Source organism: Maribacter sp. LLG6340-A2 (assembly GCF_045057105.1).
Taxonomy (GTDB): domain Bacteria; phylum Bacteroidota; class Bacteroidia; order Flavobacteriales; family Flavobacteriaceae; genus Maribacter.
This window is the reverse complement of sequence record NZ_CP159332.1, coordinates 738029-755464: the sequence shown is the minus strand read 5'-3', so window position 1 is coordinate 755464 and position 17436 is coordinate 738029. Positions and strand designations below refer to the sequence as shown.

At 42.1% G+C, this 17436-nt stretch carries 1 protein-coding gene; it reads right to left on the bottom strand.

The window, feature by feature from the left end; genetic code table 11:
- Window positions 1-162: 162 nt before the first annotated feature.
- Window positions 163-16875, bottom strand: coding sequence for a Calx-beta domain-containing protein (locus ABVM52_RS03050; protein ID WP_405383593.1), 16713 nt, complete (start codon window positions 16873-16875; stop codon window positions 163-165).
- Window positions 16876-17436: the final 561 nt, after the last annotated feature.

Sequence of the window (17436 nt, the reverse complement as noted above, 5' to 3'; positions counted from 1 at the left end):
TTATACATACTATTCGTTAAAATGATGCAATTTTCGGCTGTAATCATTAGTGGTGAAATTTTATCTATAATGCTCAATTTTAATGTTTTAGTGTGAAGGGCTTATGCGTAATGTGCAATGAAATCCTGTCTATACAAGACAACATTGCACATTATTGCATGGTTATTCAGTACCTAGATAAATGTATCCGTTAAAGGGCTCTAATATTTTACCGGTTTCTTTATCAGTTGCTGTTATAATATAGTAATAGGTACCGGTCGGTAACATACCAGATTGACCAAATGATCCACTAGGGGCAACACCGCCCCAATCATTTTGGTAATCCTGAATTTCCACCACCTTGGTTCCCCATCTATTGAATATCATAATATCAAAACTGAACGTACAATATTCTACACCTGTAATTTCAAAGAAATCATTTACACCATCGCCATTTGCTGTGACCGCTTTGGACAATACAATTTCCCCTCTGCCACATGGTACACATTCCGTATCTATCAAGACCGTGAAATCTACATAGTACTTACATGTTCCTTCGGTAGAACTATAGGCAATTTTGTATGCCCCAGGTTCATGGTTCATTGGGTCAAAGTAATTTTGTTCCAAGACCACATCCCCTTCAAGAATCATGAATGTACCATTTTGATCAAAGTCTTGTGGTAAATAATTCAATAGGTCAATGGGCTGGTCCTCTATACAAATGTTAATGGTTATCTCTTCCAGTTGAGGTTGAAGTACAAAAATTATTTGCTCAAACGATGCGGTATTGCCACATGAATCAACCAACTCCCAAGTTCTAATGATCATGAAATCATCACTATCGTTGGCATATTGTGTTTCTTCGTTATATACCACTTCATAATTATCACAACCACCGGTATAGATCAATTCTGGTACTTCTGGTATTTCATCACCACATATAATTGAGATTTCTTCTTCATAAGCTTCCGTCATGATCGGCCCCGTTGGTTCTACGGTTATTATTTGTGTATGTTCAACGCTATTACCGGCACAATCAGTTGCAGTCCAAGTTCTGGTTACCGTATATCCTAGAGCACAATTGGCATCATTGGTTATGGTTTCCTCAAATATTACTTCAATATTTGGGTCACAGGTATCCGTGGCGGTAAGTGTTACCGCATCTGGAACCATGTTACATTCCACCGTCATGTTTTGTGGCAGTTCTTCTGTAAATGTAGGCGCAACGGTATCTTCAATGGTTATAACCTGAGTATGTGTACGTACATTGCCTACACAATCGGTAACCGTCCAAGTTCTGGTTATGGTGTATTCAGTAGCACATTCATCATCCTGTCCTTCAATAGCTTCAGTGTACTCAACGGTAATGGCACAGGAGCTATCTGACGTAATTTCAAATACTTCTGGTAAGGTGTCACAAGCCTCTATTGTTACATCTGTAGGCCAACCTTCATTACCATCATTATCTATAATGGTAACTGTGGTAATATCATTAGACAGTATACCTACTAATGGTGTAGAAATATTTTCTAGAATAACCCTGAAATTTTCAGGATCCTCAATAATGATATCATCAATTATTTCTATTACAATGGTCTGTGTGTTTGCATGAATACCTCCAAACATCAAAGTCTGTGTATTTCGTGGAACGCCAATATAGTCATCCCCTTCAATAGTGGTAGCATCTACGGTATAGAATTCAACGGTGAACTCATCTTGAACCTGTGCGTTTAAAACAACATCTATACTTACCGTACCGGCATCCTCATTTACGCTGATGGAGGTAAGGTCAAATGCTACTCCTCTACTAGTTGGGTCACTATCATCATCGTTGATGACACCCGTATCTGTATTGGTAGGTTGTAGATCTAGGAACTCGATTCCCATGTTAGACTGTATGTTGGATAATACCGTAGTAAAGTCCTCCATTGGTTCAATCACTTCATCGTTCAAGATCGGTATGGCAAATGTCGCTGTATAGTTAGTATCGTTAAAGGTCAACGTACCAGTTTGTGCGGTTAAATCTAAACCGTCAATTGCCGTACCGTCATAAGTTGCAAAGTCTACGGTAACATCTTCTCCAGGAGTAATTAGCCCGGTAAAGTTGACCGTAAATATTGCTTCGGGGTCAACACCTTCTGTCACGATGACATCGGCAGGGTCAAACGAGATACCCGTTGTACCCAATATATTGTCATCATCGTTGATAATACCCGTGTCTGTATTCGTAGGTTGTTGGTCCACGAACTCGATGCCCATGTTAGACTGTATATTGGAAAGTTCTACGGTAAACGACTCCTGTGGTTCTATATAACTATCATCTAGGATAGGAATATTGATGGTAGCTGTATAATTTCCATTGTTGAATGTCAATGAGCCAATTTGTGCCGTCATGTCGAAACCATCCATTGCTGTACCGTCATACGTTACATACTCTACGGTAACGTCTTCTCCAGGCGTAATTTCACCTGTAAAATTAACCGTAAATATTGCTTCCGGGTCAACACCTTCGGTCACGATAACATCGGCAGGGTCAAAGGATATACCTGTAGTACCGGGAATGTTGTCGTCGTCCAGGATGGTCGCGGTCTTGGTATTCGTGGGCTGTTGGTCCACGAACTCGATGCCCATGTCGGACTGTATGTTGGAGAGTACCATGGAGAACTGCTCCTGCGGCTCTATGAAATTGTCGTTCACGATATCTATGGCCACGGTCCTTACGTACTCGTCGTTCCTGAAGGTCAGGGTGCCGTTGTCGGCGATGTAGTCGGTACCGTCAATTGCGGTCCCGTCGTTGGTCACGAAGTCGACCGTCACTTCCTCTCCCGGAGCGATCTCGCCGGTGAAGTTCACGGTGAACACTGCCTGTACGCCCACGCCCTCGGTGACGATGATGTCGGCGGCGTCAAAGGATATACCTGTAGTACCGGGAATGTTGTCGTCGTCCAGGATGGTCGCGGTCTTGGTATTCGTGGGCTGTTGGTCCACGAACTCGATGCCCATGTCGGACTGTATGTTGGACAGTACCATGGAGAACTGCTCCTGTGGCTCTATAAAGTTGTCGTTCACGATATCTATGGCCACGGTCCTTACGTACTCGTCGTTCCTGAAGGTCAGGGTCCCGTTGTCGGCGATGTAGTCGGTACCGTCAATTGCGGTCCCGTCGTTGGTCACGAAGTCGACCGTCACTTCCTCTCCGGGAGCGATCTCGCCGGTGAAGTTCACGGTGAACACTGCCTGTACGCCCACGCCCTCGGTGACGATGATGTCGGCGGCGTCAAAGGATATACCTGTAGTGCCCGGAATGTTGTCGTCGTCCAGGATGGTCGCGGTCTTGGTATTCGTGGGCTGTTGGTCCACGAACTCTATTCCCATGTCGGACTGTATGTTGGACAGCACCATGGAGAACTGCTCCTGTGGCTCTATGAAATTGTCGTTCACGATATCTATGGCCACGGTCCTTACGTACTCGTCGTTCCTGAATGTCAGGGTCCCGTTGTCGGCGATGTAGTCGGTACCGTCAATTGCGGTCCCGTCGTTGGTCACGAAGTCCACTGTCACTTCCTCTCCCGGAGCGATCTCGCCGGTGAAGTTCACGGTGAACACTGCCTGTACGCCCACGCCCTCGGTGACGATGATGTCGGCGGCGTCAAAGGATATACCTGTAGTGCCCGGAATGTTGTCGTCGTCCAGGATGGTCGCGGTCTTGGTATTCGTTGGCTGTTGGTCCACGAACTCTATTCCCATGTCGGACTGTATGTTGGACAGCACCATGGAGAACTGCTCCTGTGGCTCTATAAAGTTGTCGTTCACGATATCTATGGCCACGGTCCTTACGTACTCGTCGTTCCTGAATGTCAGGGTCCCGTTGTCGGCGATGTAGTCGGTACCGTCAATTGCGGTCCCGTCGTTGGTCACGAAGTCCACTGTCACTTCCTCTCCCGGAGCGATCTCGCCGGTGAAGTTCACGGTGAACACTGCCTGTACGCCCACGCCCTCGGTGACGATGATGTCGGCGGCGTCAAAGGATATACCTGTAGTGCCCGGAATGTTGTCGTCGTCCAGGATGGTCGCGGTCTTGGTATTCGTTGGCTGTTGGTCCACGAACTCTATTCCCATGTCGGACTGTATGTTGGACAGCACCATGGAGAACTGCTCCTGTGGCTCTATAAAGTTGTCGTTCACGATATCTATGGCCACGGTCCTTACGTACTCGTCGTTCCTGAATGTCAGGGTCCCGTTGTCGGCGATGTAGTCGGTACCGTCAATTGCGGTCCCGTCGTTGGTCACGAAGTCCACTGTCACTTCCTCTCCCGGAGCGATCTCGCCGGTGAAGTTCACGGTGAACACTGCCTGTACGCCCACGCCCTCGGTGACGATGATGTCGGCGGCGTCAAAGGATATACCTGTAGTGCCCGGAATGTTGTCGTCGTCCAGGATGGTCGCGGTCTTGGTATTCGTTGGCTGTTGGTCCACGAACTCTATTCCCATGTCGGACTGTATGTTGGACAGCACCATGGAGAACTGCTCCTGTGGCTCTATAAAGTTGTCGTTCACGATATCTATGGCCACGGTCCTTACGTACTCGTCGTTCCTGAATGTCAGGGTCCCGTTGTCGGCGATGTAGTCGGTACCGTCAATTGCGGTCCCGTCGTTGGTCACGAAGTCCACTGTCACTTCCTCTCCCGGAGCGATCTCGCCGGTGAAGTTCACGGTGAACACTGCCTGTACGCCCACGCCCTCGGTGACGATGATGTCGGCGGCGTCAAAGGATATACCTGTAGTGCCCGGAATGTTGTCGTCGTCCAGGATGGTCGCGGTCTTGGTATTCGTTGGCTGTTGGTCCACGAACTCTATTCCCATGTCGGACTGTATGTTGGACAGCACCATGGAGAACTGCTCCTGTGGCTCTATAAAGTTGTCGTTCACGATATCTATGGCCACGGTCCTTACGTACTCGTCGTTCCTGAATGTCAGGGTGCCGTTGTCGGCGATGTAGTCGGTACCGTCAATTGCGGTCCCGTCGTTGGTCACGAAGTCCACTGTCACTTCCTCTCCCGGAGCGATCTCGCCGGTGAAGTTCACGGTGAACACTGCCTGTACGCCCACGCCCTCGGTGACGATGATGTCGGCGGCGTCAAAGGATATACCTGTAGTGCCCGGAATGTTGTCGTCGTCCAGGATGGTCGCGGTCTTGGTATTCGTTGGCTGTTGGTCCACGAACTCTATTCCCATGTCGGACTGTATGTTGGAGAGTACCATGGAGAACTGCTCCTGTGGCTCTATAAAGTTGTCGTTCACGATATCTATGGCCACGGTCCTTACGTACTCGTCGTTCCTGAAGGTCAGGGTGCCGTTGTCGGCGATGTAGTCGGTACCGTCAATTGCGGTTCCGTCGTTGGTCACAAAGTCCACTGTTACTTCCTCTCCCGGAGCGATCTCGCCGGTGAAGTTCACGGTGAACACGGCCTGTACGCCCACGCCCTCGGTGACGATGATGTCGGCGGCGTCAAAGGATATACCTGTAGTGCCGGGAGTATTATCATCATCTAATATAGTACCGGTAGCCTGTGGTGTATTTATAGGTACTAAAGGATTGGTTGAACTTAATAGGTTAACAAAGAATCCTTCCGTAGGTTCAATAAAATTGTCATCAAGTATGTTAACTGTAATTTGATGAACTTCATTGTTATTACCTGCAAAAGATAAAACATCGGATTGTGCTGTGAAATCTGTTGCGGTAGCAGAGCCATATGCCGTTTCAAATGCTACATCAAAGGGTTCTTGGAAATTACCGGAAAGAATAACATCGAAAATGGCCGTAACACCAACACCTTCTGTAACTTCAACATCCGTTGCAACGAAATCTATACCGTTACCAGGTGCTAAATCGTCATCTTGAATGGTTACCGTACCTTGATTATCATTAATGGCGATTAATGAGGTGGAAATATTTGATAAATCGATAAAAAATTGCTCCGTTGGTTCAATGAAACTATCATTGGTAATAGGAACGGTTATCGTAATTCTTTCTTGATCTGTACCGTTAAAATTTAATGTGCCAGCGACTGTGGTATAGTCATCTCCAGGTAGTGCGGTATCTTGAGTAGTGGTATAGTCAATACTAAAGCCACCTTGAACATTTCCTGTAAGCAATACGGTTATTGTTGCCGTAACATCCGCTTCGTTTACAATAATGTTATCGTTATCAAAAGAGATACCTGTGACACCAGGATCATTATCATTATCATTGATAATTCCCGTTGCCGTATTGGTAGGTTGTTGGTCAACAAAGCCCACACCTATGTTAGATTGTACATTGGATAAGGTCAGAATAAAATCTTCCGTTGGTTCAATTATATTATCATCGTTGAACGGTACATCTATATTGACCGAAGTTGTTGTGCTATTGAACGTTATGGTACCATTCATAAATGAATAATCGTCTGGTTGTTCAGCGGGGTTGGTAGATATACCATCAGAAGTTTCGAAATCTACCATTACATCTTCTCCAGGTGCTATGGCCCCGGTAAACGTTACTACAAATCTGGCAAATGTTTCTGAACCTTCTGTAACGATTACCGTATCATCAGCAAATGAAACTCCCGTTGTACCTGGAACATTATCATTATCATTAATAGTTCCTGTAGCCGTATTGGTAGGTTGTTGGTCAATAAAGCCTACACCTAAATTGGATTGTATATTGGACAATGTCAATACAAAATCCTCGGTCTGTTCAATGATAGTATCATCAATAATTGGAACATCTATATTGACCGAATTCGTTGTATTGTTAAAAGTTATTGTACCCAGTGTCTGCGTATAGTCAAGAGGTTGCTCGGCACTACCGTCAGATGTAATATAATCTACGGTAACATCTTGCCCTGGGGCAATATTACCGGTAAATGTAGCTGTAAACCTTGCAAAGGAATTTGTGCCTTCTGTAACAATAACATTATTGTTTGCAAATGACACTCCCGTGGTTCCTGGAATATTGTCGTTGTCCGTAATGGTAATAATACCTTCATTATCATTAATAGGAGGAGTATTGGTGCCATTGGAAATCTGAACAAAGAATTGCTCCGTTACCTCAATTAGATTATCATTGTTAATGGTAATGGTAATAGCTCTTTTTTCATTATTGGTACCCGAGAATGATATTGTATTGGATTGGGCAATATAATCACTGGATTGCAACGCAGTATCATCCACAGTAGTGTAATTAAGGGTAAATCCACCAGAAACTGATCCTGTATGGGTAACCTCTATAGTTGCCGTACCTGCATCTTCATTTACCGTAATATCTGAAATGCCTAATCCAATGGGATCACCATTTTCACTAACATAGATATATTGGGTATGGCTGGTATTATTACCTGCACAATCGTTTACGGACCAATTTCTAATGATCGTATATGATGTACTTGTATTGTCACCGTCATAAGTTTCCGTAAAGACTACCGTAGAATTTGCATCACAATTATCATTGGCAGATAGGACAGGGGCTACCGGAATATTATCATGTGCCGCATAGGTATCCGCTGGTAATGTTTCATTAAATGTTGGCGCCTCATTATCCTCAATGGTTATGACTTGAGTATATGTTTCGCTTACTCTACCACACGCATCTGTAAATGTCCACGTATTGGTATATGTTCCTTCCGTAGGGCAAGAACCTGATGGTACAAAAGATCCCGCTGTCTTATTCAATGTGAAATCGCAGATTGCTGTTTGCGGTTCCAAGGAATTTGCATTGTTATATGCAGCAATATTATCACATGAAATAGTTCTGTTCAACGCATTAGGTGCAGTATCCCAAGCAACTTGGTCTGGTTGTTCTACATCTATTACCGTTGGGTTATGCTTACCAATTCCACAAGAATCTGTAGAGGAAGAACTATTTGTGGTAATCGTATTTCCATTAGTAGCACCGGTATACGTGGCTATAGATTGAATTTCAAAACTTGCCGTACAGGCCTCTTCAAGGAAATAACATTGTTCTCTAAGTACAATATCAAAATCAATATCAAAGTCTGCCCCCATATTGGTATTGCCATTGGCGACCGAAAAGGTCAAAGTCCTTGTTGGTACATCGTAATTATGGGTTACACCTGCAGGTAAAGTACCTACTCCTGAGAAATCAGCTTCTATAGGTAGGACCGTTGAAATTTCCAAATCTTCTATGTCATCGTTACCGGTATTGGTGATATGTAAAGTAAGTGGCACAACTTCACCAGCATCAAATGGTCCTGTACCATTAACATCCAAACTTAAGGCACCTAAACTAGGATGATATACATCTACACTCAAGCCCATAAGATATAGACCGTAAGATTCTTGATCCGTCGTAATTTTAAAACGGGCAAATGTTTGATTGTTTTGAATGTATTGATTACCTCCATTGGTCAGTGGAAAAAGGGCCGCATCAAAACCTAGGGTGTTGGTACTTGCAGGGCTACGATTTACGTAATCTGAACCGTCGATTGTAATTCTACTGTTGAAGAAATTATTATCAGGTCTTAAAGCCGTAGAGATATTGGACCAATTGTTGGTAGCATCATAAATTAATAATTGATCTCCAGAAAGATCGCGGTCACCTTCTAGTGCACCAAGCATTACATCACCATTTACAACTCCGTTTGGTATCGTTTCAAATCCACTAAAGGTAAATTCTGTTTCTCCGGCACCGTCAGAAGCAAATGTATGCACATACCCATCATATAAGGTAATGTTTTTAGGATCCAATGAACTGTTTTCATATACGAATACAATTTGCCAACCACCAGATGTACCGGTGTTGCTGCCAATACCGTGAGAGCGCAGTTGTCTTTCCGTAGCTTTGACATTTCCTACTTGATAGGTGCCGAACGGAGATGTAAGTAAGTTGATGTCATCTGTAATATCTTTTATACATACGTATGGGTCATTTTGGAAATGATCGCTACGTCCTCTGTAAATAACTTCATCGGCAGACACGGTAGTATAGGTAGTTTGTCCCGGAAGCATTAGTTTTACTTGATCAAAGTTCCAACTAGGTTCCGTAGCCCCACCACCTGTGGTACCATCATATTCTTTGTCCGCAGCAGCCCAGTATAAATAAGCTTTTTTGATATTAAGACAGCTTAGGCTGGGTTCTGGATTTGCTAAATTGGCATTGGTAGAGTTAAAGGTTGTTGGGTCGGAATCAATATCCACGAACATATTGTCGTTAAAGTCATGGTTACCATCTTCGCCATTATAGTTTCCGGTTCTAGTACGTGAAAGCACATTATTTGCAATCATGGTAAAATCACCATTAATACTACCCTGATACCTTATTTCAAATTCTTTTTTAAGATTGGTGTCGTTTACATATATATTAACTGTAGCTGTATCTGTTGAACCATTAGCATCTGTAATGATATATGTAAATGAATCATTACCATTAAATGATGGACTTGGTACGTATTCAAAATAATCATCGGTAGCATCTCCCGGTGTGCCATTATCTCTAATTGTTACCGTACCGTTAATGGGGGCAGCACCTACCTGTAGTGAATTGGTAGCAGCGGGCCCATCAAAACCAAAATCATCATTTGCTAAAACGGTCAAATCAGTAACGCCAAATACAACAAATGAATCATCAACTGCTGTGGGTTGGTGGTCAATATCTACAATGGTACCTGTAGCACTAACATTGGTAGAGGTAACTAAATTTGGAGATATTGAGGTAATGGTAATTGTCATTGTCTCATCTCCTTCTAGAACAGCATCCTGTATAATAGTAACCGGAACTTGAAGTACTTCATTATTGGTTCCCGTAAAGTTTAAGGTGCCTGTTTGTGAAGCCACCGTATAATCCGTACCGGATGTTGTAGTAACATCATTGATTACGTAAGACGCCGTAAAACCACCATCAATAGGTTGACCGGTATAGGTGACATCAAAATTGGCAATTGTATTGTATTCATCAACAGAAAAACCTGCAACGGATATACTACCGGAATCATCATTGACGATAGTACCTGTTGCTTCGTCGTTGACAATAGTAATTTGAGGTATAGACGGACTTGAAATTGTTATTCTTAAGTCTTCATTGGGTTCAATAAATGCATCTCCTATGATATTGATCTGTACGGATTTAACCTCGTTATCCACACCTGTAAATGAAAGGGTTCCGGTTGCTGATGTTTCTACCGTATAATCCACTCCAGAAGTAGTGGAAATATCTGTAATATCATAATTGACGGTAAATCCACCCACAACCCTGTCGCCACTATAAGTTATATCAAAATTTATGGAGTTGGTTTGTTCAACAATGCTGAATCCGGCAACGGATAAAGTACCTGCATCGTCATCATTAATAATACCTGTTGCCTGGTTGTTCAGTAATCGTATACCTACATTAGAACGTATAGCTACAAGATCAACAAAGAAATTTTCTTGACCCTCTATCGTATTATCGTTAAGAATAGGAACGGATATGGTATTGGAGGTTGTTAGGTTGGTAAATGTCAACGTCTGTACGGTAGCAGGTGGTGAAAAATCCGTTGCATTGGCGGCAGTACCGTTATTTATAACATAATCAACTTCAATGGTTTCTGTAGTATCAATATCACCATTAAATTCAACAGTAAAATTTGCTTCTACGGTATCCCCTGGGTCACCCTCTGTTACCGTCACCGTTAAATTTTGGAAGTCTATTCCTTTATCAACCGTATTGTCATTATCGGTAATTGTTCCTGTAGCATTTGCTTTTACAATATTTACCAGTGATGTAGATAGATTTGATAATTGAAAATTCATTTCTTCATCGGCCTCAATTAAATCATCATTGTTAATAGTAACGGTTACTGTTTGAACATCACCATCTTCTGTACCAGCTGGAAAAGTGATTACATCAGATAAAATAGCGGTAAAATCTGCGCTAGGCCCTGTAGAAGTGGTAGAAATATCGGTAATTTCATAATCTACCGTAAAATCTTCTTGCACTTCCAAACCATTGTAAGTAACCACAAAATTTGCCGTTGATCCACCTTCGGCAACAGTAAAGTCTGCAACCGTTAATCCTGTTGTGGCCGTTTTAATATCATTATCCTCTATGGTTCCTATAGCATTACCATCTACTATGTTGATGAGTGTTGTTGAGAGATTGCTAAGTGCAAAGTTTAGTGTTTCATCACCTTCTATTATTGCATCTTCTATGATAGTAACGGTAACACTTAACTGGTCACCATCTTGAGTACCTGCCGGAAAGGTCAAGGTATCCGATAATGGACTAGCGTTGTAATCTTCCGTCAACGTTGCGGTTGCATCGGTAATGTCATAATCTACGGTAAAGGCATCTTGAACTTCCAAACCATTATAGATAACTACAAAATTTGCCGTACTTGCTGATTCGTCTACGGAGAAGTCAGCAACAGAAACACCCGTTGAAGTCGTTTTGGTGTCATTGTCGTTTATTGTACCCAGTGCATCAGGATTAACAAGATTTAGCAATGGTGTGGATAGGTTAGACAACTGTATGCTTAAATTTTCGGGACCTTCAATAATTAGATCATCGGTTATGGTAACCGCTACCGACCTTGTAGTTCCACTAGTTGTACCGGCAGGAAATGTAAGTTGATCCGCTAATACAGCTGTAAAATCTTGACCTGATATGGCGGTGCCATTACTGATTACGTAATCTACCGTAAAACCATCTTTAACGTTTTTACCCGTATAGGTAACCACAAAATTTGCGGTTCCTATAGCTTCGTTCACCGTAAAATTTGCAACGGATAAACCTGTGCTTGGTGTGGTGTCGTTATCTTCTATGGTACCCGTGGCATTTGCATTTACAATTGTTAAAAGTGAATTGGATACATTGGATAGGGTTGCGGTCAATGTTTCATCGCCCTCAATAACATTATCATCTGTTATGGAGAGTGTAATACGCTGCGTATCACCATCTGCTGTTCCGCCCGGAAAGGTAATTGTCCCGGTAGCACTTGCACTATAATCGGATCCTGCAGTTGTAGTAACATCTGCAAGGCTATAATCTACGGTAAAAGCATTTTCAACGGTAGGACCTGTATAGGTTACCACAAAGTCAACCGTGTTAGGGCCAGTAACACCTTCGTTTACGGTAAAGTCTGCAATGGATATACCTTCGCCTGCTGCAGGTACCTCATCATTAGTAATGGTACCAATGGCCGTATTGTCAGTTATAACAAGATTGGTAAAGGATTTGTTTGTAATGTCCAAGGACAATTCTTCCGAAGGTTCAATAAAGGCATCATCAATGATATCAATGACTAGGTTTTGAACATCGCCATCCCTAGTATTTGCAGGGAAGGTAATTGTCCCAGTTCTGGTAGTACCTCCATTGATCAAATAATCAGAACTTAACTGTGCACTGCCATCATTCACTAAATATTCCAAGGTAAATGACCTTTCTACCTCTGGTCCCGTATAGGTAAATACAAAATTTGCAATACCACCTGTAACATTTTCACTAACGGTAAAATCTGCAACGGAAATACCTTCTCCCGTAGCGGGGTCATCATTATCATAGATAAGACCTTGGCCTTCATTATCTACTATATTTATTGTTCCTCCAGATGCATATGAAATTTGTGTTTCAAATTCTTCAGTGCCTTCCAATAATAGGTCATCTACAGCTGCTACATTATATGTTGTGGATGTAGTATTTGCTAGAAGTGTAACCGTATTTGGACCATTATAATCAGGTCCGTTGGTAGCGATATCACTGTTGGTTGTAATATCAGTATACGTTATATTGAAAACAACATCTTGGTCTATGCTATGGGATGCGGTAATTGTAAACGTATTGTCAGAACCTTCAGTAGTCGTTGCATCTGCTATACTGATTTCTGGGGTTACATATAGTTCAACCTCATTGGTCATGACTTCCGGTGTACAAGCGTTATCGGCATCTGATGCTATTAGTCTAAATAGGTTGGCATGATCAGAGGTGCTTACTCCGGTCAATGTTAATTGATCGGTATCTGCACCGGTATATATACCTGTATTGGTAACCGGGTTCCAATTGGTGCCCCCGTCTGTGCTTATTTCCCATTGGTAAGTAAGACCAGATCCGGAAATTACTGCCGTAAACGTGGCATTGCCGCCTAAATTTGTTATTTGGTTTGTAGGTTGTGTGGTAATAACCGCAGGAGGGTTAGCGGTTGTTACATTTGCATTTGTACCGGTATAACCACCTTGTCCAGTTACCAGTCCGTTAGCATCAACCGTTACAGGTGATGTACCCAATATGCCATCGTTGTCTGGATCAGTAAAACCAGCTTCTACCGTATCTGCACAACCATCACCGTCACTATCCGTTTCAAGACTATCAGGAATATTATCATTGTCAGAATCTGGGCAGAAAGAAAAAGAAAATCTACCGGAATTAACACCACTAGGGGAAGGCGCGGAGAAGTTGGCTTCATGATATACGATCAATCCTTCTACTGTACCTGAAATGGTAATATCAAATTCAGCGAAAGGGGTATTTCCTAGGTTACCGGAGCTACTGTCCCCAGTTATGGTCATTTCATTATTCACCGTAGTAATATCCGCAGCTGCACTGGATATAACGATCCATTTAAAATCTGCGGAAGGGTTGATAGGAGTAATGATGAATCTATCCGATTGATTGATATTGGAATTCCCCAATGTATTATCTGCACCAAATCTGAAATTGGAAGGCTCTGAAAACTGTAATTCCGCAGAATACCCAGTACCGGAGGTTACCCCATTGGCGTCTTGAAATCTTAATATTGATCCAGAATTCTCGGAAAGGACACCTACATCTGTAGCGCCATAACTTGTAATATTAGCAATACTCAAGGTCAATGGTAAGGCATTACCGTTGATATCATTGGAAAAACTGACGGATGTATCGCCCACATTTATGGGGTCAGATTCAATTGCACTAAAATCTACAGGTACAATGGGGCATTCTTCAGTATCTGAAATACCATCATTATCATCATCTTGATCACAAATATCCGTTAGACCATCACCATCCGTATCTGTATATCCTGATGCTACCGGATCACAAATATCAACAGTGGTTAGGGTTGCAGAGTGTTGAATATTGGTGCATATATGGTCATTATGGGTAACGATTACCGTATACGTATTTCCACTTAAACCAGAAACATCGCTTATCGCCAAGGTATTGGTGGTTACACCACTGTATACCCCGTTATCACTAAGATTTACACCATTTTCCTGCCATTGATAGTTTAGTTCGCTAGAAGAATCAGAACTTCCAGGACCGGAATAGACCGGAGTACTTGAAGCAAAATTTGTTGTATTTATGGCAGATACATCTATGGAAAAAGTAGTTGAACCGCCTTCGTTGACCGTAGAATTGGAAGGTGGAACATTTACGGTTGTTTCCGTTGCCACAATTTCATTTCCGCTTACTCCTGTATACCCGCCTTGGCCCGTAACTTGGCCCTGAGCATTTACTGTCACTGGCGAATTGCCTAAATAATCATCTGCATCTGGATCTGTATGTCCGGCTTCTACCGCATCTACACAATTATCATTGTCACTATCGTTATCTAATTGGTCGGGAATATTGTCCCCATCCGTATCACGCTCCAAACATGATGACAACCTTAGGGTCAAATCATCAAAAACGGAATATGCCACATTACCATCAGATTGTTGGTTATAGGCGTAAATACGAACGGTATACGTGGTATTTTCTTCTAAATTATATTGTACCCCGGACTGTGTTAAATCAAAAAACTCAGAAACCCCATTAGTAGGATAATGAACCCTAACATCAGAATTCAACAAGGTAGAGGTTACAAAATTATCTTTAGATATGGCAATGGCCGCATCATAAGCATTACCAATAGTAGTACCATCGGAATTTTGGTACCAATTAACACCCATTCTTTCCATGACCGGGTAAGTCAAATTACTGGCAGTGGTAAAACTTATTTCTATATAATCATTGTTTACGACTGCTTCCGGATAGTTGGCGCCCTCTAGGTCCGTAATCTGTAACTCCGTACCCGGAGAAGCATCTGTAAGTCCGCTACCAATTACAATATCAGAAGCAGAGGAAATTAACCAATTGGTAATTGCTGGATTCTGTACATAATCTACCGCTCTGTTACCAGGAGGAGAATTAAATTCCCATGCCAGATAATCATCATCTATGCATTCAATAGCTTCATTAGTGTCAAGAATACCGTCGTTATCATCATCTATATCCACGGCATCCCTTATACCATCGTTATCGGTATCAAGGTCATCATCATTAATAGTAATCGTTGCCGCGCTGGGAACAAAGGTTATTTGTTGGGGCACATAGTTATTTAATCCTACCGGGGCAGTATTGTATACTGGGTTAACGATAAAATTTTCTTGTAATTCTGTAACTGAGTCGTCCGTGATACTGAGATTTATCGCATGTGTTTCTGCGTTGGTCCCTGTAAAGGAAATGTTACCGGAATCCGTGGTATAATCCGTTGTGGCCACAGCAGTATTGTCGGCAGTAGCGTAGTCAATATCAAAAGGGTTCTGAACGGATCCGTTCAATGTAAAGGCAATATTGGCTGTACCTGCATTCTCCAGTACAGTGGCATCCGTTATACTTATGGTGGCCGCATCGTTATCATGAATCCTTAAAGACGAATTCTCGTTATTAATGGAAACCCTGGAAGGACCTGAGCCATATTTTGTGGCTTCTGCGGAATTTTGTGATTTTACGCCGTGAAATTCTTCTGACGGCTCTACCAAAGTATCTTCAATGGTAGGGATATTGATGATTATTTCTGTCCCGGCAATTGATCCGGCAGGAAATGTTGCAGTGGTGGTAAACGCATTAAAATCCGTACCATCACTGGCCGGACTAACGGAACCTGGGAATTCCAAAACTTCAAAATCTACCGTATAGGCATCCTCAATCCCCACATATTGCTGCCCTCCACTATTGGAATCTGTAGATAACCTAAGCGTATAGGCAATGGTGTCTCCTTCGCTTACATCATAATTACCACCTGTTACATAGGCTACATCGGTATCGGTTATGGTTCCTATACCCTGGCGTTTTTCATAATTGACCTCACCGGTGCTTCTAGTAAAATAAATGGCAAATTGTTGTTCCGTAGCCTCTACCCAATCATCGTTCTCCGCAGTGACCTGAAATGTTCTTGAAGTTGAAAACGGGTTTATTGTAACTTGTGCAGGTCCGGTATAATCGGCATCTGTTGTAGTAAGGTTTACGTAAGTAAGGTCAAAAGTTCGGCTTGAAAAGAACTCTGCCGTTGTAGTAGAAAGGGTAAATGTCATTACCCCACCTTCAGATACGCTGGCATCTGATATACTATAACAATATTCATCTACATCGCCATCACCATCATCATCAATGCCATTTCCACATATTTCCCTAAGATATCCAAAGCAAACATCATCAATATAAACAATATCGTTGGTGTTGTTGAGTATTTCAATTTCAAAGTACGATGTTCCGTTTGGAGCTGTAGCCGTAAAATCATTTTGTTTATAGTTGCCGTTGGCGTTCGTAGGAATAGTTAAATTCTCGGTTCCTCTTAAATTTCCGCCACCATTATAAAAATTAACGGATACGTCTACGTCTCCCGTTGTTCCGAATACCTTATTAAATAGACTAAAATTAAGGGTTTCTCCCTCGCTAATTAGGTAACCCACTGTGGTTATCACACCGCCAGTAGCGGGTAAGGAGGCAGCAGAACTACCATTGAGCACATGAACAGGATTACTTTCTATAGCAGACCCGGGTCCAAATACATAGTTGGTGGTACCGCTTTCAAAACCACCATTACTATTTTCACATTGGGCCGATAGAATTGTGCTGGTCAAGCAAAAAAAAGCGCAGGCTATGGCTGCAATAAAATTTTTGGTCATAGGTCGATTATCAGAAACTATCATTTCTTAAACTTTACTTGGCTGAACACGGTTTTAAAATCATGCTCAACGTTTTTTAAAGTATCTAAATGTCAAAATTTGAACTCGGTTGTTAGACCATTCCTTATTAAATGAATTTTCTAGACTCATGTTCAAACTGTACGCAGATGACAGACAATCTGCCAAAAACGGACAATAGCAAAATAACGCTGATAAAACCTTAAAATTAAATTGTTGTTGTGTAGCAAGAAAAAGTTGTGGTTTTTTGTTTGATATAATTTTCTTACGTGTGTAAAATTAAAATTTTAACAAGTTTTTAATTTACTCAGTTAAATAACTGATAATCAATATATTAAAAAATATTTGTGAGAAGGCCTAAAAATGATGAATCAAGTAGTTAATGGTAATTTTTAAACTTTGTAATTGTTGTAAGTCTGTAGTGAAAAGTGTTAAAATTACTTTGTCGATAACTTAAAGTCGTTTATCGATTGTCAACTTTATACTAGGGGATAAGAGCGTTTTTAATTTGTAAAATATCTTGAAATACCACTATCAGGATTT

What these genes read in the sequence shown, in the direction of transcription:
- ABVM52_RS03050 (WP_405383593.1), bottom strand. Translation starts at nt 16,875, where the DNA reads ATGACCAAAAATTTTATTGCAGCCATAGCCTGCGCTTTTTTTTGCTTG.